Origin of the sequence: Streptomyces sp. CB02366 (genome assembly GCF_001905905.1) — a bacterium.
Lineage (GTDB): Bacteria > Actinomycetota > Actinomycetes > Streptomycetales > Streptomycetaceae > Streptomyces.
In genome coordinates this window covers 160285-180837 of sequence record NZ_LIVT01000011.1, presented here as the reverse complement: position 1 = coordinate 180837, position 20553 = coordinate 160285, and the positions used below count along the sequence as shown (strand labels likewise).

The following is a 20553-nucleotide window of genomic DNA, read 5'->3' as shown; positions in this document are numbered from 1 at the left end:
TGATCGTGTTACGAGCTCTTAGGCTCCCGGCCATGTTCAGGTCAGGGGTGGGGTTCCTCGCGTTGTTCGGTTTCGGCTGGTGGCTGCTGGCCACGAGCGCGTTCGGCGGTATGGCCCGGCTGGTCGAGGCCGTGGCCGGCTGTGCCGTCACCGTGGGGCTGATGCTCGTCGCGCGCCGTGTGCTTCCCGCGTCGGCCGGAGGACCGTTCCCCGCCGACCGGCGACGGCGGTTCAACCAGGTCAACGGCGTCCAATGGCTGCTGATCGTCGCCATCGCCGTGGTGTGCTCGCGCGCCGGGGCGCCGGTGCTGGTTCCCCCGCTTGTCGCGATGGTCGTCGGACTGCACTTCCTTCCGCTCGCCGCGGTGTTCGAGCAGCCCCGGCTGCGGGTGCCGGCGGTGCTGCTGGTCGTGGCCGGGTCGGCGGGGCTGGCCGTGTGGCTGATGGACGGCTCCGACAGCGCGGTTCGCCTCACCGTGGGGCTCCTCGCCGCGCTCACCCTGTGGGGCATGGCTCTCCGGACGGTCGCGGGGGCGGCCGCCGCCGGGCGCGGCGTCACGGAGTGATCTGTCCTGGTCGACCGGCCGACCGAGCCCACCGCCACGCCCGCCGTCGCCCGGGCGTCCGGCCGTTCGCCGACGAACACCGCCGCCGGGACCGTCACCACCAGCGGAGCCGTGCCCCTGGCGATCGGGTACGTCGGGCCGAAGCCGCCCCCATGCCCGTTCGTCCCCCGCCCTCACCCGCCCGCGCGCAGGACCTCCGCCACCACCGGGCCCGCCGCGTCGCCGCCGTGGCCGCCGGTCTGGACGACCGCCGCCGCGGCGAGGTCGTCGCTGAATCCGGTGAACCAGCTGTTGGAGGTGGCCTGCCCGTCGACCTCGGCCGAACCGGTCTTCGCGCCCTTGTCGCCGCCTACCGAGGCCATCGCCTTCGCACCGGTGCCCCAGGCGGCCGTGGCGCGCATCATCGTCCTGAGCTGCTGGGTGACGGAGGCGGGCAGCGAGCGGGACGCCCGCACCAGCTTCCGGTCGTCCAGGGACTGCGGGACGATGACCGGCTGCTTGAAGGTGCCGGTCATGGCCGTGGCGGTGATGGAGGCCATGTTGAGGGCGTTCATCTGGACGGTGCCCTGGCCGATGTACTGGGCGGCAGCCTCGCCGCCCACCTCCTCCGGCACGCTGCCGTCGGTCGTGACGACGCCGGTCTGCCAGTCCAGGCCGATACCGAAGACGTCCCGGGCCTCCTTGGCGAGGGCGGCGTCGTCCTTCGTGTCGTCGATGAGCTTGATGAAGGCGGTGTTGCAGGAGCGGGCGAAGCTCTGGGTGAACGTACTCCCGTCCGGCAGCGCGAAGTTCTTCAGGTTGTGGAACGAACGTCCCTGGTAGAGCACGTCCTTGGGGCACTCCGCCGCCCCGTTCGCCGTGACGAGCCCCTTCTCCAGCAGCATCGCCGCCGTCATGATCTTCAGCGTCGAGCCGGGGGCCTGCTTGCCCTGGAGCGCCACGTTGAACTCGGTCACCGGGTTGTTGGCCACCGCGCGGATCGCCCCGGTGGACGGCTTCACCGCCACCACGGACGCCTGCGCGTACTTCTTCACCGCCCGCTCCGCCGCCGCCTGCGCGTTCGCGTCCAGCGTCGTCTGCACCTTGCCGGGCTTGCCCTTGGAGAGGGTCAGCAGGTTGACGTCCGGCTGGGACGCGTCGGCGGGCTCGATCCAGGTCTCGATGCCGGCCGAACCGCCCGAGGCCTCCCCGTACTTCTGCCGCAGCGTGTCCAGGACCGGCCCGAGCGAGGGGTACTCCTCCTTCGTCAGCACCGTTCCGTTGCGGTCGACGGCCTCGATCGCCGGGGTCGAGGACTCGCCCGTCTTCAGCGTCGCCCCATCCGTCAACTGCGGGTGCACGACGGCCGGTTCCCAGTCCACCAGGGCCTTGCCCGTCGTCAGGCCGCGTACGACGGTCAACTCCGAGGCGTACGACAGGGGCTTCGACTTCCCTCCGAACGCGACCGTGGCCTCGACCGTGTACGGCACCTTCGTGCCGACCGGCGGGGCGGGCGTGATCCTCACCTTGCCGATGTGCGCGTCCTCGCCGTACGAGGAGAGCACCGGTTGCGCGCCCGTCTCGTTGTTGGTGAGCAGCGCCGCGCCCGCCGCGTCCCCGGCCGCCCACGCGTCGAAGAAGCCCTTCGCCGTCTGCGCGATCTCCTCCGCGCTCGGCGGCCCCGTCTTCACCTTCGACGACTCGGACGCGCTCCGCGTGCCCCCGCCCCCGCCGGCCGTGTCCCCGAGCACGCTGTACGCCCCGTAGCCGATCCCCCCGGCCACCAGCACGAACGCTCCGCCCACCACGGCGACCTTCGCTCCACTGCGCATCCCGCAGCCCCTTTCCCCCGGAAAGCCCCCTGAACACGTTCAGGGGGCAACTGTGAGGAACCCTAAGCGTGGGCCCCGGGGGCGCGAGGGCGTTGTTACCGGACCGGAATGCTGGGCCGGAAAGCGCTCTCCCGCCAGGGGCGGCGCCGAGGCGTCCGCTGTGGGCAGCGCTGAACCGGTCGCTCGGGCGGTGCCGGGGCGGCCGGTTGAGGACGGACCGGGCCGGGAAGACTGGCCGGGGATGTACGGGGGACCGAGCGTCGGGGGGCGTGCGGGCATGGGCATGCGCAGGGACATATGGAGGGGGCGGGGAGCCGGTTCGACGGTGGCCCACCCGGTCAAGTACCTGCCGTCCGGGGCGCTGCCGCCGGACGCCGGGAACGGAACCGGAACCTCCGCCTGGTCCGTCACCGGGGACGGCGTCGCCGCCTGGGCGCCGGCCGGGGGCGCGGTCTCCTCGTGGTCCGCGGCCGACGTGGAGCGCTGGCGGAGGGCGGGCGGCCCGGCGGTCCTGTCCCCGGCCTCCATCGGCTGGGTCCTCGCCGTGCTGGTGGCGGCGGCGTACGTCCTGCTCTACGGGGTCTCGCCCACGTCCCCGGCCTGGCACGGCGGACGCGGGTCGGGGACGGACTGGCTGCGGTATCCGGGTGCGGTGCTGCTGGCCGCCCTGCCGCTCTGGTACCGGTACGTGCCGGTCGCGGTCGTCCCGGCGGCGCTGTACGTGGCGGTGGAGGCGGGCCTCGGGGCGTTCGGGAGCGGCGGGACGGACCCCGCGGCGCGGTCCGGCCAGTCGGTCGTCCTCGCCGCCTGCGCCCTGGCGTTCACCGGGGGCTGCCTGCGGTTGCGGGCCCGGCGGCGACAGCGGGCGCTGACGTACGCCGTGGCCGGGAACAGACGGTTCCCGCTGCCCGAGGGCGTCCCGGCATCGGACGGCCACCGCGGCCACCAGCGGGTCTTCCTCGGCCTCGCGCTCGCCCTGGCCGCCGTCGGCGTCCTCACCGAGGGCCTGGTCCAGGACCTGACCCGGACCGGCGGACCGTACGACGCGGTCGGGCAGCAGCGCGTCGCCCTGGTGCTCCTCGTGGCCGCCACGACGTTCTACGGCCGGGGACAGCTCGCCCACCTGGCGGCCCGGCGGCTGTACGGGCGGGAGCAGCCCGCGGTGATCGTGGGCGTACGCGTGGGGAAGGACGGACGCCACTGGGTGTACCCGGACGCCCGCACGACCTCCGCCGCCCCGCTCGTCGCCTACGTTCTCCAGCAGCGCGACACCCGCGCCAGGACGAGGCTCCTGAGCAGCGGCTCCGCGTACGGGACGGGGAACGGGCACCACGACGTCGACCCGGAACAGGAGCCCTTCGAAGCGGTCCTGTACGGGACGGTCACGGAAGGCGACGAGGTGGTCCTCGTCCACGCCTGTGCCGAGTACCACCGCCACCAGGAGATGGGGCGGCTGTACGCGACCGCCACCACCGCCCCGCTCCGCCCCGACCGCCGCCACCGGCTCGGGCCGTGGGAGCCGGCGGACGGGGCCGCCCGGCAGCGCGAGCGGCTGCGGGAGGCGGAGCGCGAGATGGAGCGGCGCCGGGCCGAGCTGCGCCGGGCGGAGGAGCGCCGCAGGAACCCTCCGCGCCCCTCGTCGACCCGGTCGAGCGGGGACGGCGACCGCCGCAGCGCGCACAGCTGCGGCGGCTGCGGATCGAGCTGCGGTGGCGGCTGCGGGGGCTGTGGGGGCTGCGGCGGCTGAGCGCGAGCCCTGCCCCCTTCCGGCCCTCAGGCCCTCAGGCCCTCAGGTCCTCGGGCCCTCGGGCGTCCGGCGCCGGGCGGGCCCGGGCGGCCGACGCCCGACGGCGGCCGACGACGGCCGGTCGACCGCGCGGCGCCGGTCACTGCGCCCAGTCGAAGAAGCCCGTCTCCAGGTCGAGCTGGGCCGTGCCGCCGCCGAGGTTGATCCCGCCGACGCCGTCCTCCAGCTCCAACACGTACGGGGTCAGCCCCTCCGGCATCGCCTGGCAGGGCATCACCGTTCCGCCGAGGTGCGAGATCCCGTCGAGGGACGACCAGAGCGCTTCGAGCTCCTCGTCGTCCGAGGACCAGGCCGGCACATAGCCGCCCTCGCCCTTCTCGGAGGGCGCGATGCCGGTGTTCGGGTCGCCGGTGCGCTCGCCGATCCAGACCGTGGTCTCGGGGGCGCTGTCGTCCCAGGCGTTCTGGCCGCGGCTGTACTCGTCGCCGAGGCCGGCGGGCCGGATGTCGGCCGGAGGGTCGATGCGGGGCGCGGCGAACTCCTCGGCGGTGAGCCGGATGAGCGCGTGCGCGCCGCCGATGAGGTCCTCCAGGTCCTCCTGCTCGGGGTGGCGGGCCGCCGCCGCTGCCGCCACCTCGGCCAGGAACGGATCGGCGGCCTGCTCGGCGGGGGGCTCGGCCCCCTCCAGCAGATCGGCGACGCCCTCGACGTCGTCGGCGACGTGGTCGTCGGCCTGGAAGAGGGAGACGGCCACCAGGTGCTCGCCCTTGCGCCGGTAGTCCTCGGGCAGTTCGAGGGTGATGACGTGGATCATCGGCAGCCCGGTGACGGGGCTCCGGGGCCACGCCGCCGCCCCGATGCCGGGCCCGCGTCCCCCGCACCACCCGGCGACGCGGGCGTCGGGCAGCTCCATCCCGACGGCCCCGCCCGGCCGGATCGACAGCTCCCCCGCGGTTTCCCCGAACCCCAGGTCGTACGCCTTCATCGTGTTGCCTTCCGTTCGCATGCCAGGGCGCTCAACCTACGCGAGGGCCCCCGACTGCCGACATCGGGCAACCGGGGGCGGCCCGCTGTGCCGACATCGCCCCCTGAAACCACCCCGGCGTCCCGTCTAGCCTGCTGGCACACGAGGACGCGCGGTCCCGACGACCACCGGGGCGCGCACGGCCGCGAGAGCCGCGGGCGCGGGGCGCCGACCGGCTGTCGGCGGTCGTACGGGAGGGGGGATCGGATTGGACGGCACGGTGAGCGGGTGCGGCTCCGGGGTGCGGGCACCGTCGGGCACGGGTGCGTCCGGCGCGGGGGGCGGCGGTGGTGGGAACCACCTGGGGCCGCGCGCCTCCTTGCTGATGTCGCTGGCCCTCGCCCTGCTGCTGGGCGCGCTGTCGGCGCTGGTGATGTTCCCGGCGGCCCGGCATCTGCGCTCGCTCCAGGACGGTGAGCGGGCGCAGGCGACGCTGCACACCGCCGGGGCGTGCATGACGGGCCAATGCGAGGTGAGGTTCGAGGCCGGCGGGCGGACCGTGGTGGCCGACCTCCCGGTGGGCAGCGGGGGCGGCAAGCAGTCCGTGGGCGCGGCCCTCACCGTCCGGTACCAGGCGGACGATCCGCAGGTGGTGGCCCGCGAGGCGGACGTCGGGGGAGGCGGCGCGGCCCTGCTGGCATGGCTGACGGCCGGGGCCGCCCTGCTCTTCCTGGTGCTGTCGGGGGTGGCCGCGGTCTTCGGCACGGGACAGCGACGAACATGATTTCGATGATGTGTGTATGTGATGTGTGTAAGTGCCGGACGGCCGGGCACTAGGACGAACGCAACGAGTTCCGGTGGTGTTCCACCGCCGGAACCGATCGATCGGGTGCACCGCGACCGTTGCGAACTGTGGGTGTTCACGCACCTACTCGGACTCGGCGATGGGATTTGGCATGATTCTCCTTGGACTTCTTCTCCTCATCATCGGACTGCTCGTGGGTATGTCGCTCCTGACGACGATCGGTGGAATTCTCATCGTCGTCGGCGCGATCCTCTGGATTCTCGGCGCGACCGGTCGCGCCGTCGGCGGCCGAAAGCATTATTTCTAGGCTCACCGAGCCTGCTCCGGCACCACATGCGGGTGGCCGCGACGACATACCGTCGCGGCCACCCGCATGTGCGCGCTTCCTTTTCTCCGGGCATCCGGACGCCCGGCGCTACACCCAGGTGTCCAGCCACATCCGGTCCCGCCACAGGTCCTCCGGGATCGAGGTGCCGGTGTACAGCGGCCAGAAGTAGATGAAGTTCCAGACGATCAGGAGCACCAGCACGCCCACTGCGATCGCCCCCAGGGTGCGGCGGCGTTCGCCCGTGGGGTCGTCCTCGGTGAGGCCCAGTTCGGCCTTGGCCCCCGTGCCCGCCGCCGGGCCGATGACCGCTCCGAGCATCATGGTGACCGCCAGGCAGAGGAACGGGACGAACACCACCGCGTAGAAGAGGAAGATCGTCCGTTCCTGGTAGAAGAACCAGGGCAGCCAGCCCGCCGCCACACCGCAGGCGATCGCGCCCGCCCGCCAGTCGCGGCGGAAGAACCAGCGCCACACCACGTACGCGAGGGCGAAGCACGCCAGCCACCACAGGAGCGGGGTGCCGATGGCGAGGACCTCGCTGGCGCACTTCCCCGTGGAGGACTCCGTGCAGCCCGTCTGCTCCTCGTAGAAGTACGAGACGGGGCGGCCGAGGACCAGCCAGCTCCACGGGTTCGACTCGTAGGTGTGGCCGGAGGTCAGGCCGACGTGGAAGTCGTACACCTGGTTCTCGTAGTGCCACAGGCTGCGGAGCCAGTCCGGGAAGAGCCAGGACCACAGGGAGTCCTTGCCCTCGGTGGCCGCCCAGTTCCGGTAGTAGCCCTTGTCCGTGACGATCCAGCCGGTCCACGAGACGACGTACGTGACGATCGCGACCGGCACCGTGGAGAAGAACGCGGGGACCAGGTCCCGGCGCAGCACCCCCCGGTAGGGGTGGACCGCTCCCGCCGTGCGCCGTGCGCCCGCGTCCCACAGGACCGTCATCAGGCCGAACGCCGCCAGCACGTACAGGCCGTTCCACTTCGTGGCGAACGCCAGGCCCAGCATCACGCCCGCCGCCAGCCGCCACGGCCGCCACCCCAGCCGCAGGGTCTCCGCGATCCGGGCGTCCGGGCGCAGCGCCCCCTCCTCGTCCACCGGCAGCGCGGCGGCCAGCCGGCGGCGGGCGTGGTCCCGGTCCGCCACCAGGCAGCCGAACGCGGCCAGCACGAAGAACATGACGATCAGGTCGAGCAGCGCGGTCCGGCTCATCACGAAGTGCAGGCCGTCCACGGCGAGCAGCAGCCCGGCCAGACAGCCCAGGAACGTGGAGCGGAACAGCCGCCGCCCGATCCGGCAGAGCAGGAGCACGGAGAGCGTGCCGAGGACCGCCACCATGAACCGCCAGCCGAACGGCGTGAAACCGAACAACTGCTCACCGAAGCCGATGATCCACTTGCCGACCGGCGGGTGCACCACATAGCCCGGGTCGGTCGGGATCGGGACCGAGGACGGGTCGTTCAGGATCTGCTTGTCGACGTCCTTGGGCCAGGACCCCTCGTACCCCTGGTTGACCAGCGCCCACGCGTCCTTGGCGTAGTACGTCTCGTCGAATATCACCGCGTGCGGCTGGTCCAGCCGCCAGAACCGCAGCACCCCGGCGACCAGCGTCACCAGCAGCGGGCCGCCCCAGCCGGACCACCGCACCAGCCGGTCGGCCACGTGCGGCGGGATCGCTAGCACCGACCACACCTGGCGTCCGGGCCGCGTGTACGGCGGGTCCAGCCGGTCGCGGAGGGAGGTCTCCGGGCGGGAAACGTAGCCGAAGCGGCGCAGCCGCCGTTGCCAGGAGGTCGACTCCTCGCCGGGCGCGTCCCCGGCGTCGTTGCCCCGCTGGGTCTCGGGTGCGGTACTCGTCACCGCGCCATCGTAGGGAACGCATCTGTGCGAAGGGAGCTGCCCGTGCTGGGAGGATGGCTGATGTGACTGGAACGACTGGAACGCTCGTGCTCGCAGGAACCCCCATCGGCGACGTGGCGGACGCCCCGCCGCGCCTCGCCGCCGAACTGGAGCGGGCCGACGTCGTCGCCGCCGAGGACACCCGGCGGCTGCGCCGGCTCACCCAGGCGCTCGGCGTCCACACCTCGGGGCGTGTCGTCTCCTACTTCGAGGGCAACGAGTCCGCCCGTACGCCGGAGCTGGTGGAGGCCCTGACCGGCGGAGCGCGCGTCCTGCTCGTCACGGACGCCGGGATGCCGTCCGTCTCCGACCCCGGCTACCGGCTCGTCGCCGCCGCCGTGGAGCAGGACATCCGCGTCACCGCCGTACCCGGGCCGAGCGCGGTGCTGACGGCGCTCGCCCTGTCCGGGCTGCCCGTGGACCGGTTCTGCTTCGAGGGGTTTCTGCCGCGCAAGGCCGGTGAACGGCTCTCCAAGCTCCGCGAGAACGCCGGCGAGCGGCGCACGATGGTCTTCTTCGAGGCCCCGCACCGGCTGGACGACACCCTCGCCGCGATGGCCGAGGTCTTCGGGGCGGACCGCCGCGCCGCCGTGTGCCGGGAGCTGACCAAGACGTACGAGGAGGTCAAGCGCGGCCCGCTCGGCGAGCTGGCGGTGTGGGCCGCGGACGGGGTGCGGGGCGAGATCACCGTGGTGGTGCAGGGCGCCGCCGAGACCGGGCCGCAGGAGCTGGACGCCGAGGAGCTGGTGCGGCGCGTGCGGGTGCGGGAGGAGGCGGGGGAGCGGCGCAAGGAGGCCATCGCCGCCGTCGCCGCCGACGCCGGGCTGCCCAAGCGGGAGGTGTTCGACGCGGTGGTGGCCGCCAAGAACGCGGAGAAGGCCGAGAAGGCCGAAGGGACACGGAAGCAGCCGTAACGGTGGGGACGGAAGCAGCCGTAGCGGTCCGGCGGGACGGGGCGCCTACGGGGTTTCCGTCAGGAGGCCGTACGCGGTCGCCACGAACGTGTCCCCCCGGTGCACCCGCCGCGTCGCCGTCGCCGCCACCGCGAGCCCCGTCCCCGGCCGGAACCCCAGGAACGCCTGCTGCCCGAGGGTCGCCCCGGCGTGGAAGAGGACCGGGCCGTACGGGGACGGGTGGTGGAACCACGTCAGCGTGTGGGTGTGCGTGTGCCGCAGCCCGCGCCGCAGCAGGGGGCGTCGGACCTCCGCCAGCGCCGCGGCCAGGGTGGGATCGGTCAGCTCGGGCCCGCCCGCGTGCGCTTCCAGGAACGTGAGCATGTCCAGCGGCGTCGCCCGGACCGCGCCCGCCGCCGTGAAGCCCCCGGTGTCCAGTGCGGGGACCGGCGTCCCGTCCCGGCGGTGGCCCACCGCCTCCGCGCCCTCCGGGCCCGGGCGCACCCGGGTCGCGTCCAGGCGCAGCGGGGCCAGCACCTGCTGGTGCAGCAGCACCTCCCACGGGGTGCCGGTGGCCGCCGCCAGGGTGTGGCCGAGGACCGAGACGGCGAAGTTCGAGTAGTGCCAGCGAGTTCCGGGCCGATGGCGCGGGCGGGCCCGCAGGAAGGCCCGCACCACCCGCTCGGCCGGGTAGCCGCCGTACGGGTCGGTCGACCAGCGGGGCACCGCCTGCGGGTAGAAGTCGGCCGGCAGCCCCGGCAGCCCCGAGGTGTGGGTGAGCAGATGGCGCAGCGTGATCCGGCGCACCGCCGGGTGCACCGGGAACCCCGGGGCCAGCAGGTCCGCCGCCCGGTCCTCGTACCGTACCCGGCCCTGCGCCACCAGCCGGGCCAGGAGCAGTCCGGCGTACGGTTTCGACGCCGAGCCCAGTTCGTGGGCCAGCAGCTCGCGGGGGACCGGGCCCGGTTCCGCGCTGCCGCCGGTGTGGACGGTGCGCGCCCCGTTCCGGCTGACCGCGAGCACCACGTCCGGGGCGTCGATCCGCCCGGCGGCCTCGGCCAGCAGCCGCGCGGTGGCCGGGTCCGCGGGCGGGGCGGACGCCGGGAGCGCCGTCGTGTCCGTCATGCCGGGGCCGGGGCGGCGCTGAGGTCGGACAGGGCGCGGGACAACGCGAGCGCCGAGGCGAACGCGGCGACCAGCGTCGGGTGGTAGACCAGGTCGAACACCGACTCCTCGTCCCCCTCCGGCATCCCGCCGACCACCGGCATCGCCCCGTCCGGCTCCTGGGCCTGCGCGAAACCCTGCCAGGCCGCCGGGTCCAGGGTCGGCTCCGGCAGGCAGGCGTCCACGACCAGCAGCTCGCCCAGCAGGTCCCACCGTTTCAGGTCCAGCCAGTCGTCCAGCCAGACCGGCAGCCACTGCGCCAGGTACTCGGCGATGTCGGCGGGCAGCCCGTCCGGCCTCTCGCCCCAGTCGGTGAGGTGGAAGACGGTGTGCGTGATGTCGTAGCCGATGTGGCCCTCGACCGTCCACGGCTCGGGCCGCCGCGCCAGCCAGGTGTGGGCCAGCGCCGCCGTCTCCGGAACGCTGGGCTCCACCCCGAACCGCCGCTCGATCGCGCTCAGCCCCAGCCGCCGCACCGGCAGCACCTCCAGCGCCGCCCAGCTCGCCAGCCGGTGGTTGAGCCGGATCGCGGACTCCAGCTCCGGCTGCCGGTAGCCCAGCTCCCGGAACGGCACGTAGACCTCCAGCGGCACCGGTGAGAGCGGTTCGCGCCGCTGGCCCTCCAGCAGCCGGGCCCCGGAGTCCAGCAGCTCGTGCCAGGCGTGGTCCAGCAGCTTGCGGGCGAGGGACGCCTGCTGCGAGCCGGCCACGCCCTCGCGGAAGATGACCTTGCCGATCAGCGCCAGCTCGCCCAGCGGCTTGAACCGGTCCAGCATGCCCGCCTCCGGGGACGGGTCGGCCTCCAGCCGGAACCCCTCCCGGTGCTCGTACAGCCAGCCCAGGGCCTTCGCGCCGACGTCGTGGATCTGCTGGATGCCGCTGCTCATGCGGTGCGCCTTTCCCGGCCGGGGGCGGGCCCGTCCGTCTGCTCCGGCGACCGCAGCGACCTCAGGGACAGGGCCGCCGCGAAGGCCGTGACGAGCGTGGAGTGGTAGCAGTCGATGAAGGGGTACGGGTCCGGCGCGGGGTCCTCGGCCGGTACCCCGGTCTCCGGGACGCAGCCGGTCGGGTGCTGGACCCCGGCGAGCACCGGCCAGACCGCGTCCAGCAGCTCGGCGGGGGCGGGGCCCGGCAGGGAGGCCGCCACCGCGAGCAGTTCGCCGGTCAGGTCCCACTGGCCGCTCTCCAGACAGCCGTCGGTCCAGGCGGGCAGCCAGGTCCGCAGGTAGCCGTCGGTCTTCTCCGGGACGCGGTCGGGCATCCGGCCCCAGTCGGTGAGGTGGAAGACGGTGTGGGTCAGCGCGTAACCGGAGGGGCCCTCGAACATCCACGGCTCCGACAGACCGCCCAGCCAGGTCCTCGACAGCACCGCGCCCGCGTCGGTGTGGGTGACCGTGCCGACCCGCCGCTCGGAGTTGACCAGGCCCAGCTGGCGGTTGGCGTGCTGCTCGGTGTGGGCCCAGGCGCGGGTCGCGGTGAGCGGGCGGGCCAGCGCCTCGAACCCCTCGTGGCGCAGCCCGTACCCGGCGAACGCGGCGTAGATCTCGTACGGGTACGCGGCGAACGGCTCGGCGCGCAGCAGTTCCAGCAGCAGCCCGCCCTCCCGCACCTGCTCCCAGGCGTACGCGACGAGGTCCCCGGCCGTCGCGTGCTCCGGGGTGCCGGGGTCGGTGGTGCGGCGGATGGTGGAGCCGAGCTGGGCCAGCTCCCCCAGCGGTTTGAGCGTGCCGTTGACCTGGGTGTGGGGTTCCAGGACGTCGTCGGGGAGGGCGAAGCGGTCGCGGTGCGCGTCGGTCCAGCCGAGGGCGGAGCGCAGGACGCCGGGGAGGACGGCGAGCGCGGCCCCGGAGTCCGTGCCCGGCCCGGGGCGCCCGCGGGGCTCCCGGGTCGTGGTCGCCGTCACCGTGCGCCCGCCCCGTCCATCATGCGGGCGGCCCGTACATGGAGGGCGACGCGGGGGTCGTGGCCGTCCATCAGCTCGACGAATTCCAGGCCGCCGTCCAGGCCCAGGGTGTCGGGTGCGCCGCCGGTCGCCGCGAGCCAGCGGCCCGCGCCCGCCGCCTGGAGCCAGTCGCGCCGCCGGACCGCGCGGACGAAGCCCCGCGCCAGGTCGACGGTCCGGTTCGCCGCGGCCCGCTGTACGGCGGAGGGGGCGGCCGGGACGGCGAGCGGCGCGAGGACCGACAGCTGGTGGGTGAACGCCTGCCAGGGGGCCTCCTCCAGCCAGGCGGCGTCGGGCTCCGCGTACCCGGCGGGGGCCGTCGTCCCCGGGGCGGGGGGAGCCATCCGCTGGAGGGTGGAGATCATGTGCCAGTGGCTCCAGGCCGTGGCGGCCGGGGCGTCGGGCTTCGGCGGGAACTCCCGTACCGCCCGGTCGAGTACGGCGACGTCACCCGGGTGCGGGTTCCGTCCGTACAGCACGCTCGGCAGCAGCAGGTCGGCCCCGATGACCCGTGCCGCCGCGATTCCGGTCCGATCGTCCTCGTCGATTCCCGCAGCGCCGCACACCGTGGCGAGGTGGTCCCCGCTCCGAAGAGCGAGGACCACCTCTGTCGCCAGGTCATGCACGGCGCCCGCGAGGGGCGACGACGCATGTGTCTGGTCCATGTTCCGACGTTCAGCCCTTCTTCGGGCGGGGGGTCGGGGGCGAGAGCAGGAGAGCGCCGCCGCCCGCGAGGAGCGCGAGGTACGCGCATTCACGGGAGTCGCGGTACAGGCCCTCGACCTCGCCCGGGTTGAGGGCTGCGTCCAGGTCGAGCTCGACGTCGGTGGCAGTGGTGTCCGTGGTGAACATGAGTTGTTCCCCGTCCTGTGGGAAATGGGGTGGACGTAAACGAGTGAAAAGGAGGAAGGGCGGCTCCGCAAATCGAAGCGGGACATCCGGGGAAATCGCGTATTCAATTGAATGGTGAATTCCTGTGGTGCGGACGGGGGAAAAGCCCGTGGCCGCAAGGGAAAAGGAAGGTCGTGCCGGGGGTGGTGCGCGGGCGCATTCACTTCTGATGCGGGGCGCATTCGGGGGCGCTCGGCGGATCGCCCGGTCGGCCCTCCCCGGGTGGAGGTCACGCGCTGCCCCACCCCGGTCCTCACCCGCGCCATGCGGGGGCAAAGGGCGGCCAAAGGAGGCCAAGAACGCATCAACAACGGCTCCGAACCCGTGCGTCCGCCCGGGGGCGGGTGTCCACTGGAAGGGACGGGCCGCCTGCCCGAATCCTCGGGCGGGGCGCCCGCCCCCGGAGTGTGTGACCGGCGGCCAGGAGGAGCAGGCATGAGCGAGATCGCAGCCACCACCGTCCACGAGGCGTACGCCTTCGCCTGCATGAAGTGCGGGCACGGCTGGGAGCAGTCCTACGAGATAGAGCACCACGTCGACGTCCACGGCCACGCGTTCGTCGTCTACACGGCCGACGGTGAGCGCGTGCCGTCCCCGCTCTCCACGCCCACCTGCGCCAACTGCGGCGGACACGTGGTGCGCATCATGCGGGCGGGGCGGGTGGCGGGCGTCCAGGAGCTGCTGCGCACGCAGCGGGCGCCCCGCCCCCGCGCGGCCGGGACCGCCGGGAAGGACCGGGCGGCGGGGGCCGCCGTCGCCCCGGAGCGCCACTGGAAGCTGTCGGACCTGCTCCACCCCTTCCACCGCCGCTGAACCCGTCCCTCCACCGGGGCGGGCGGCCCTTCCGCCGCGGGCGACACGGGGTGGCCCGCGGCGGGGGGACGCACCGGAGCGGCGCCCCGGCCGACGGCCGTACGGGAGCCCCGCCCTCGTACGATCGTCGGCATGAGCCGTACCGAACCCCCGCCGCTGCCCGAGCCCCTGAGGGTTCCGGTCGCCGACTCCCACACCCATCTGGACATGCAGGACGCCACGGTCGAGGAGGCCCTCGCCCGGGCCGCCGCGGTCAACGTGACGACCGTCGTCCAGGTGGGGTGCGACGTGGCCGGCTCCCGGTGGGCCGCCGAGACCGCCGCGGCCCACCCCGCCGTCCACGCCTCGGTCGCCCTGCACCCCAACGAGGCCCCGCGCATCGTCCACGGGGATCCGGACGGCACCGCGCGGCAGGGGGCCAGGGAGCCCGGCGGCCGGGCGGCGCTGGACGAGGCGCTGGCGGAGATCGACGCGCTGGCCGCCCTCGACCACGTGCGCGGGGTCGGCGAGACGGGCCTGGACTTCTTCCGCACCGGGCCCGAGGGCGTCGCCGCCCAGGAGGAGTCCTTCCGGGCCCACATCGAGATCGCCAAGCGGCACGGCAAGGCCCTGGTCATCCACGACCGCGACGCGCACGCGGACGTCCTGCGGGTCCTGCTCGACGCGGGCGCGCCCGAGCGGACGGTGTTCCACTGCTACTCCGGCGACGCCGAGATGGCCCGGATCTGCGCGGCGGCCGGCTACTTCATGTCCTTCGCGGGAAACGTGACCTTCAAGAACGCCCAGCCGCTGCGGGACGCGCTCGCCGCCGCCCCCACCGAGCTGGTCCTCGTCGAGACGGACGCCCCCTTCCTCACCCCCGCCCCGTACCGGGGCCGCCCCAACGCGCCCTACCTCGTCCCGGTCACGCTCCGCGCGATGGCCGCGGTGAAGGGCCTGGACGAGGACACGCTGGCGAGCGCGATCCAGGCCAACACGGCGAGGGCCTTCGACTTCTGACCGGCGGGCCGGGGCGGGCGGCGGGGGCGGGCCCCGGCCCCACCGCCGTACGCTTACCGGGTGAGCAGCACTGAGCCCGACGCCCTCCTGGGCCCCGCAGACATCCGCGACCTGGCCGCGAAGCTGGGCGTACGCCCCACCAAGCAGCGCGGTCAGAACTTCGTCATCGACGCCAACACCGTCCGCCGCATCGTGCGCACGGCCGAGGTCCGCCCGGACGACACCGTCGTCGAGGTCGGCCCCGGGCTCGGCTCGCTGACCCTGGCGCTGCTGGAGGCGGCGGACCGGGTGACGGCCGTCGAGATCGACGAGGTGCTCGCCGCCGCGCTGCCCGCCACCGTCCGGGCCCGGATGCCGGAGCGCGCCGACCGCTTCGCCCTGGTCCACTCCGACGCGATGCTGGTCACGGAGCTGCCCGGCCCCGCGCCCACCGCGCTCGTCGCGAACCTCCCGTACAACGTGGCCGTGCCCGTCCTGCTCACCATGCTGGAGCGCTTCCCCAGCATCGAGCGGACCCTCGTCATGGTCCAGGCCGAGGTCGCCGACCGGCTCGCCGCCCGCCCCGGCAACAAGGTGTACGGCGTGCCCTCGGTGAAGGCCAACTGGTACGCGGACGTCAAGCGCGCCGGGTCCATCGGCCGCACCGTCTTCTGGCCCGCCCCCAACGTCGACTCCGGTCTCGTCTCCCTGGTCCGGCGCACCGAGCCCATCGCCACCACCGCCTCCCGCGCCGAGGTCTTCGCGGTGGTGGACGCCGCCTTCGCCCAGCGCCGCAAGACGCTGCGCGCGGCCCTGGCCGGCTGGGCCGGCTCCGCCCCCGCCGCCGAGGCCGCGCTCACCGCCGCCGGCGTCTCCCCGCAGGCGCGCGGCGAATCGCTGACGGTGGAGGAGTTCGCGGCGATCGCGGAGAACAAGCCGGAGGTGGCGGCATGAGCACCGCCGTCACCGTCCGCGTCCCCGCCAAGGTCAACGCCCAGCTCGCCGTGGGCGCCGCCCGCCCCGACGGCTTCCACGACCTGGCCAACGTCTTCCTCGCCGTCGGCCTCTACGACGAGGTCACCGCCGCCCCCGCCGACGAACTGCGCATCACCTGCTCCGGCCCGGACGCCGCCCGGGTCCCGCTGGACTCCACCAACCTCGCCGCCCGCGCCGCGCTCGCGCTGGCCGAGCGGTACGGCCTCGCGCCCGCCGTCCACCTGCACATCGCCAAGGACATCCCGGTCGCGGGCGGGATGGCCGGCGGCAGCGCGGACGGGGCCGCCGCCCTGGTCGCCTGCGACGCCCTGTGGGGGACCGGCGCGAGCCGCGACGAACTCCTCGCGATCTGCGCGGAACTGGGCAGCGATGTGCCCTTCAGCCTGGTCGGCGGGGCCGCGCTCGGCACCGGACGCGGCGAGAAGCTGACCCCGGTCGAGGTCGGCGGGACCTTCCACTGGGTCTTCGCGGTGGCCGACGGCGGTCTCTCCACCCCCGCCGTCTACGGGGAGTTCGACCGCCTCACCGCCGGCGCCGAGGTCCCCGAGCCGACCGCGTCCCCCGCCCTGCTCGCCGCCCTGCGCTCCGGCGACTCCGGGGCGCTCGCGGCGGCCCTGGGCAACGACCTCCAGCCCGCCGCGCTCTCCCTGCGCCCCTCCCTCGCCGACACCCTGGCGGCGGGCACGGCGGCGGGCGCCCTGGCGGCCCTGGTCTCTGGCTCCGGGCCGACGACGGCGTTCCTGGTCGCGGACGAGGGGACGGCCGAGAAGGTCGCGGCAGCGCTGACGGCGTCCGGGACCTGCCGCAACGCCCGCGTGGCCGTCTCGCCCGCGCCGGGCGCCCACCTCGTCTGACCCCCGGCGCGCGGCCGTACTCACCCCGGATCTGAGTACGGTCGCGCTGCCGGGCCCCGCCCGGCCCGCGCGACCGTACGTCCATGGGATCACGTGTTCGCGAACTGGTCGGGGCGACGCCCGCCACCCGGGACCGCTACGTCGACCTCCTCCGGGTCGCCTCGCTCGCCGCGGTCGTGCTCGGCCACTGGCTGATGGCCGCCGTCACCCCGGACGGGGTCGGCAACCTGCTCGCCGTCGTCCCCGCCCTCCAGCCGCTGACCTGGCTGCTCCAGGTCATGCCGGTGTTCTTCTTCGTCGGCGGCTTCTCCCACGCGCTGTCCTACCGCTCCCTGCTCCGCAAGCGCCCCGGCGGCCCCGAAGGGCCCGGCGGCCCCGACGGTTCCAAGGGCTCGGAGGGCTCGGTCTACTCCGCCTTCCTCCGCGCGAGGCTCCAGCGGCTGCTGCGCCCCACCACCGTCTTCGTCCTCGTCTGGGGCGCGGCGGCGCTGCTCGTCCAACTCCTCGGCGGGGGCGGCGGCCTGACCGGCGTGACCCTGCGCATGGTGACCCAGCCGCTCTGGTTCATCGGGATCTACCTGGCGATGGTGGCCTTCACCCCGCCCCTGCTGCGGCTGCACGAGCGGTACGGCTGGGGCGCCTTCGCCGGGCTGGCCGGTGCGGCGGCGGCGGTGGACGTCCTGCGCTTCGCGGCCGGGGCCCCGTACGTCGAGTTCCTCAACTTCGCCTTCGTCTGGCTGGCCGTCCACCAGCTCGGCTTCCTGCGCGCCGACGGCCGCCTCCGCCGCCCCGCGCTCCTCGCCGGGGCGGGGCTGGCCGCCGCCTGCGCGCTGGTGGCGTTCGGGCCGTACCCGCTGTCCATGGTCGGGATGCCCGGCGAGAAGGTCAGCAACATGGCCCTGCCCACCCTCGCCCTGCTGGCCCACGGCCTCTGGCTGGTCGGCGCGGTCGAGCTGCTCCGCGCCCCGGCGGCCCGCCTGCTGGAGCGCCCGCGCGTCTGGCGCACGGTGGTGGCGGCCAACGGCGTGGCGATGACCGCCTTCCTCTGGCACCTCACGGCGATGTTCGGGGTGTACGGGGCGCTGCTGGCCCTCGACGTGCCGCTGCCCGAGCCCGCGTCGGCCGCCTGGTGGGCCCAGGTCCCGCTGCGGATCGCCTGCGCGGCGGCCCTCACCGCCGCTCTCGTCGCCGTCTTCCGCACCTTCGAACGCCCGGCCCCCTCGGCCCCGGGAACGGGCCGCGGCCCCCTCGCCGCGTCCGGGGCCCCCGGGGCCGGCCCGCTCGCCGCCCTCGGCGCGACGCTCTGCCTGCTCGGCGTGCTGGGCCTGTCCATGGTCGGTTTCAACGGTCTGCTGGACGGTCGCACGGCCCTGCTGATCGCGATCCCGGTCAGCGCACCGGCCGCGGTCGCGATGACCCTGGGCGGCTGGCTGCTGGTGGAGCGCGCGGGGCGCGGCCGGGGCGCGCGGTAGGCGTCGGCGGCCTCGGGGCAGACCGTCGTGCGCACGGCCGCCCCCGCGGTTCCCGGGCGACTTCCGGTACGTACGGGGAGCCGTACGGAACTCCGGGAGCGGTGGCGCCCACGGCCCAGGGGCCCCGCGCCGGGTGGCCGGACGGCCGGCGCGGGGCCATTCCGCCCCGGATGTCTTCCCCGCCCCCACCTGGGGCTTCTCCCCGCAGCCGATCGCGGCACGCCGACGCGCTCCGCGCGGCGACTACCCTGGTACGGCGAAGCGGCCCTTACCGCAGGGGCCCCCGGGACAGGAGTGAAATGGCCGTCAATCTGGTCAATGTCGAGCAGGTCAGCAAGGTGTACGGCACCCGTGCCCTGCTCGACGGCGTATCCCTCGGGGTGTCCGAGGGCGACCGGATCGGCGTCGTGGGCCGCAACGGCGACGGCAAGACCACCCTCATCCGGATGCTCGCCAAGCTGGAGGAGGCGGACACCGGACGCGTCACGCACAACGGCGGGCTGCGTCTCGGCGTCCTCACCCAGCACGACTCCCTCGACCCGGAGAAGACCATCCGGCAGGAGGTCATCGGCGACCTCGCCGACCACGAGTGGGCGGGCAGCGCCAAGATCCGCGACGTGCTCACCGGCCTCTTCGGCGGCCTCGCCCTCCCCGGCTTCGAACACGGCCTCGACACCGTCATCGCCCCCCTCTCCGGCGGCGAGCGCCGCCGGATCGCCCTGGCGAAGCTGCTCATCGACGAGCAGGACCTGATCGTCCTGGACGAGCCCACCAACCACCTCGACGTCGAAGGCATCTCCTGGCTGGCCGGCCACCTGCGCGCCCGCCGCTCCGCCCTCGTCTGCGTCACCCACGACCGCTGGTTCCTCGACCAGGTCTGCACCCGCATGTGGGACGTCCAGCGCGGCACGGTCCACGAGTACGAGGGCGGCTACAGCGACTACGTCTTCGCCCGCGCCGAGCGCGAGCGCATCGCCGCCACCGAGGAGTCCAAGCGGCAGAACCTCATGCGCAAGGAGCTGGCCTGGCTGCGCCGGGGCGCCCCCGCCCGCACCTCCAAGCCGCGCTACCGCATCGAGGCCGCCAACGAGCTGATCGCCGACGTGCCGCCGCCGCGCGACACCAGCGAGCTGATGAAGTTCGCCAACGCCCGCCTCGGCAAGACCGTCTTCGACCTGGAGGACGTGACCGTCCAGGCCGGGCCCAAGACCCTCCTCACCCACCTCACCTGGCAGCTCGGCCCCGGCGACCGCATCGGCCTCGTCGGCGTCAACGGTGCGGGCAAGACCTCGCTGCTGCGCGCCCTGGCCGAGGCCGCCCGCACCCAGGGCGAGGAGCAGCCCGCCGCCGGGAAGATCGTCGTCGGCAAGACCGTCAGGCTCGCCTACCTCTCCCAGGAGGTCCACGAGCTGAACCCGAACCTGCGCGTTCTGGAGGCCGTCCAGCAGATCCGCGACCGGGTCGATCTCGGCAAGGGCCGCGAGATGACGGCCGGACAGCTCTGCGAGCAGTTCGGCTTCACCAAGGAGAAGCAGTGGACGCCCGTGGGCGACCTCTCCGGCGGTGAGCGCCGCCGCCTGCAGATCCTGCGGCTGCTGATGGACGAGCCCAACGTCCTCTTCCTCGACGAGCCCACCAACGACCTCGACATCGAGACCCTGACCCAGCTGGAGGACCTCCTCGACGGCTGGCCCGGTTCGATGATCGTGATCTCCCACGACCGGTTCTTCATCGAGCGGACCACCGACCGGGTCATGGCGCTCCTGGGCGACCGCTCCCTGCGGATGCTGCCGCGCGGTATCGACGAGTACCTGGAGCGCCGGCAGAGGATGGAGGAGGAGACCACCCCCTCCGCCGCCGCACCCCGTACGCCCTCGGCCCCCTCCTCCGCCGCCCCCGCGGTCTCGGCCCAGGCGTCCCGCGCCGCGAAGAAGGAGCTGCAGAAGGTCGAGCGGCAGCTCGACAAGCTCTCCACCCGTGAGACCACGCTGCACCAGCAGATCGCGGAGAACGCCACCGACTTCGAGAAGGTCGCCAAGCTCGACGCCGAACTGCGTGAACTGGTCACCGAGCGCGACGAGCTGGAGATGCGCTGGCTGGAACTGGCCGAGGACGCCTGACGGGGGCGCCCCGCCGGGGCCCCGCCCCGGCGCCCGGGCTCCACGGGCGCCGACGGCACGGCCGGGACGGGGCGCCGGACGGCGCTCGCCCCGGGTGACCGGCCGTCACCTCCGGCCAGGGCGTAACGAGGGCATCACGAGGCGGTTCTCCCTTGGGAACAGCGGCTGGCCCGAACCGGCTCCCGGCGGTTGGCGAGTGGTAGAAAGAAGCCCCGCCCGACTGTCGTAACACCGCGGAAGCCATGCCCGATTCGCTCCTTTCCGAGAGGGATTGACCCTCTTGGGAATGCGGGGGAGACCGGATCGCGCACCG

19 protein-coding genes and 1 pseudogene are annotated in these 20553 nt (G+C 74.2%); 11 read left to right on the top strand and 9 right to left on the bottom strand.

The window, feature by feature from the left end; all coding sequences use genetic code 11:
- The first annotated feature begins 32 nt into the window (after positions 1-32).
- Positions 33-566, top strand: a complete 534-nt coding sequence (locus AMK24_RS26005; protein WP_073771306.1) for a hypothetical protein — start codon at positions 33-35, stop codon at positions 564-566.
- A 17-nt stretch (positions 567-583) separates the two neighbouring features.
- Here AMK24_RS26005 and AMK24_RS34920 read toward each other — a convergent pair.
- Positions 584-715: pseudogene (locus AMK24_RS34920) on the bottom strand (EamA family transporter); the annotation flags it as partial.
- Between the two features lie 24 nt (positions 716-739).
- A complete protein-coding gene (locus AMK24_RS26000; protein WP_073771305.1) occupies positions 740-2377 on the bottom strand; it encodes a penicillin-binding transpeptidase domain-containing protein in 1638 nt (545 codons plus the stop codon).
- A 325-nt stretch (positions 2378-2702) separates the two neighbouring features.
- On the opposite strand from AMK24_RS26000, the gene AMK24_RS35240 reads away from it, so the two are divergent.
- Positions 2703-4124, top strand: a complete 1422-nt coding sequence (locus AMK24_RS35240) for a hypothetical protein (protein ID WP_274535084.1) — start codon at positions 2703-2705, stop codon at positions 4122-4124.
- A 139-nt stretch (positions 4125-4263) separates the two neighbouring features.
- Here the strand turns inward: AMK24_RS35240 and AMK24_RS25990 are convergent, their stop codons facing one another.
- Entirely contained in the window at positions 4264-5130 is an 867-nt protein-coding gene (locus AMK24_RS25990) for a hypothetical protein (protein ID WP_242435252.1), read from the bottom strand.
- 343 nt (positions 5131-5473) lie between these two features.
- On the opposite strand from AMK24_RS25990, the gene AMK24_RS25985 reads away from it, so the two are divergent.
- Both AMK24_RS25985 and AMK24_RS33380 read left to right on the top strand, forming a co-directional pair.
- Entirely contained in the window at positions 5474-5872 is a 399-nt protein-coding gene (locus tag AMK24_RS25985; protein WP_242435251.1) for a hypothetical protein, read from the top strand.
- Between the two features lie 172 nt (positions 5873-6044).
- On the top strand, positions 6045-6200 hold the full coding sequence (locus AMK24_RS33380; RefSeq protein ID WP_107427465.1) for a hypothetical protein: 156 nt from the start codon (positions 6045-6047) through the stop codon (positions 6198-6200).
- A gap of 108 nt (positions 6201-6308) precedes the next feature.
- Here the strand turns inward: AMK24_RS33380 and AMK24_RS25980 are convergent, their stop codons facing one another.
- Complete coding sequence (locus AMK24_RS25980; RefSeq protein ID WP_073771303.1) at positions 6309-8078, bottom strand: dolichyl-phosphate-mannose--protein mannosyltransferase; 1770 nt, start codon at positions 8076-8078, stop codon at positions 6309-6311.
- Between the two features lie 53 nt (positions 8079-8131).
- Between AMK24_RS25980 and rsmI the strand changes: the two genes are divergently transcribed.
- Positions 8132-9031 carry a 16S rRNA (cytidine(1402)-2'-O)-methyltransferase gene (rsmI, locus tag AMK24_RS25975; RefSeq protein ID WP_073771302.1) on the top strand — a complete coding sequence of 300 codons (900 nt, stop codon included), beginning with the start codon at positions 8132-8134 and terminating at the stop codon, positions 9029-9031.
- A gap of 45 nt (positions 9032-9076) precedes the next feature.
- On the opposite strand, the gene AMK24_RS25970 is transcribed toward rsmI, so the two are convergent.
- Genes AMK24_RS25970 through AMK24_RS34325 form a run of 5 tightly spaced genes read right to left on the bottom strand, consistent with a single transcriptional unit; the run spans position 9077 to position 12968 of the window.
- Positions 9077-10135: a serine hydrolase domain-containing protein gene (locus tag AMK24_RS25970; RefSeq protein WP_073771301.1), complete on the bottom strand. Its 1059-nt coding sequence runs from the start codon at positions 10133-10135 to the stop codon at positions 9077-9079.
- Positions 10132-11061, bottom strand: coding sequence for a DUF6895 family protein (locus AMK24_RS25965; protein ID WP_073771300.1), 930 nt, complete (start codon positions 11059-11061; stop codon positions 10132-10134). Before AMK24_RS25965 ends, AMK24_RS25970 begins: the two co-directional genes overlap by 4 nt.
- Entirely contained in the window at positions 11058-12077 is a 1020-nt protein-coding gene (locus AMK24_RS25960; protein ID WP_073771299.1) for a DUF6895 family protein, read from the bottom strand. The genes AMK24_RS25965 and AMK24_RS25960 overlap by 4 nt, the downstream gene beginning before the upstream one ends.
- Positions 12074-12781: a hypothetical protein gene (locus AMK24_RS25955; protein ID WP_073771298.1), complete on the bottom strand. Its 708-nt coding sequence runs from the start codon at positions 12779-12781 to the stop codon at positions 12074-12076. The genes AMK24_RS25960 and AMK24_RS25955 overlap by 4 nt, the downstream gene beginning before the upstream one ends.
- A gap of 10 nt (positions 12782-12791) precedes the next feature.
- Complete coding sequence (locus AMK24_RS34325; RefSeq protein WP_098892314.1) at positions 12792-12968, bottom strand: hypothetical protein; 177 nt, start codon at positions 12966-12968, stop codon at positions 12792-12794.
- Positions 12969-13442: 474 nt separating this feature from the next.
- On the opposite strand from AMK24_RS34325, the gene AMK24_RS25950 reads away from it, so the two are divergent.
- From AMK24_RS25950 to AMK24_RS25925, 6 genes are all read left to right on the top strand, one after another.
- Positions 13443-13820 (top strand): hypothetical protein, encoded by a 378-nt coding sequence (locus AMK24_RS25950; protein WP_073771297.1) that lies wholly within the window; start codon positions 13443-13445, stop codon positions 13818-13820.
- A 132-nt stretch (positions 13821-13952) separates the two neighbouring features.
- Complete coding sequence (locus tag AMK24_RS25945) at positions 13953-14819, top strand: TatD family hydrolase (RefSeq protein ID WP_073771296.1); 867 nt, start codon at positions 13953-13955, stop codon at positions 14817-14819.
- Between the two features lie 60 nt (positions 14820-14879).
- The gene (rsmA, locus tag AMK24_RS25940) at positions 14880-15752 is read left to right on the top strand and encodes a 16S rRNA (adenine(1518)-N(6)/adenine(1519)-N(6))-dimethyltransferase RsmA (RefSeq protein ID WP_073771295.1); all 873 of its coding nucleotides are present in this window, start codon (positions 14880-14882) and stop codon (positions 15750-15752) included.
- Positions 15749-16648 carry a 4-(cytidine 5'-diphospho)-2-C-methyl-D-erythritol kinase gene (locus tag AMK24_RS25935; RefSeq protein ID WP_073771294.1) on the top strand — a complete coding sequence of 300 codons (900 nt, stop codon included), beginning with the start codon at positions 15749-15751 and terminating at the stop codon, positions 16646-16648. The genes rsmA and AMK24_RS25935 overlap by 4 nt, the downstream gene beginning before the upstream one ends.
- Positions 16649-16731: 83 nt before the next feature.
- Entirely contained in the window at positions 16732-18120 is a 1389-nt protein-coding gene (locus tag AMK24_RS25930; RefSeq protein WP_073771293.1) for an acyltransferase family protein, read from the top strand.
- Between the two features lie 299 nt (positions 18121-18419).
- The gene (locus AMK24_RS25925) at positions 18420-20240 is read left to right on the top strand and encodes an ABC-F family ATP-binding cassette domain-containing protein (protein WP_073771292.1); all 1821 of its coding nucleotides are present in this window, start codon (positions 18420-18422) and stop codon (positions 20238-20240) included.
- The last annotated feature ends 313 nt before the right edge of the window (positions 20241-20553 follow it).

What these genes read in the sequence shown, in the direction of transcription:
- AMK24_RS26005 (WP_073771306.1), top strand. Translation starts at nt 33, where the DNA reads ATGTTCAGGTCAGGGGTGGGGTTCCTCGCGTTGTTCGGTTTCGGCTGG.
- AMK24_RS25965 (WP_073771300.1), bottom strand. Translation starts at nt 11,061, where the DNA reads ATGAGCAGCGGCATCCAGCAGATCCACGACGTCGGCGCGAAGGCCCTG.
- AMK24_RS25970 (WP_073771301.1), bottom strand. Translation starts at nt 10,135, where the DNA reads ATGACGGACACGACGGCGCTCCCGGCGTCCGCCCCGCCCGCGGACCCG.
- AMK24_RS25950 (WP_073771297.1), top strand. Translation starts at nt 13,443, where the DNA reads ATGAGCGAGATCGCAGCCACCACCGTCCACGAGGCGTACGCCTTCGCC.
- rsmI (WP_073771302.1), top strand. Translation starts at nt 8,132, where the DNA reads ATGGCTGATGTGACTGGAACGACTGGAACGCTCGTGCTCGCAGGAACC.
- AMK24_RS34325 (WP_098892314.1), bottom strand. Translation starts at nt 12,968, where the DNA reads ATGTTCACCACGGACACCACTGCCACCGACGTCGAGCTCGACCTGGAC.
- AMK24_RS25955 (WP_073771298.1), bottom strand. Translation starts at nt 12,781, where the DNA reads ATGGACCAGACACATGCGTCGTCGCCCCTCGCGGGCGCCGTGCATGAC.
- AMK24_RS25990 (WP_242435252.1), bottom strand. Translation starts at nt 5,130, where the DNA reads ATGCGAACGGAAGGCAACACGATGAAGGCGTACGACCTGGGGTTCGGG.
- AMK24_RS33380 (WP_107427465.1), top strand. Translation starts at nt 6,045, where the DNA reads ATGATTCTCCTTGGACTTCTTCTCCTCATCATCGGACTGCTCGTGGGT.
- AMK24_RS25930 (WP_073771293.1), top strand. Translation starts at nt 16,732, where the DNA reads ATGGGATCACGTGTTCGCGAACTGGTCGGGGCGACGCCCGCCACCCGG.
- AMK24_RS25945 (WP_073771296.1), top strand. Translation starts at nt 13,953, where the DNA reads ATGAGCCGTACCGAACCCCCGCCGCTGCCCGAGCCCCTGAGGGTTCCG.
- AMK24_RS25925 (WP_073771292.1), top strand. Translation starts at nt 18,420, where the DNA reads ATGGCCGTCAATCTGGTCAATGTCGAGCAGGTCAGCAAGGTGTACGGC.
- AMK24_RS26000 (WP_073771305.1), bottom strand. Translation starts at nt 2,377, where the DNA reads ATGCGCAGTGGAGCGAAGGTCGCCGTGGTGGGCGGAGCGTTCGTGCTG.
- AMK24_RS25935 (WP_073771294.1), top strand. Translation starts at nt 15,749, where the DNA reads ATGAGCACCGCCGTCACCGTCCGCGTCCCCGCCAAGGTCAACGCCCAG.
- AMK24_RS25985 (WP_242435251.1), top strand. Translation starts at nt 5,474, where the DNA reads ATGTCGCTGGCCCTCGCCCTGCTGCTGGGCGCGCTGTCGGCGCTGGTG.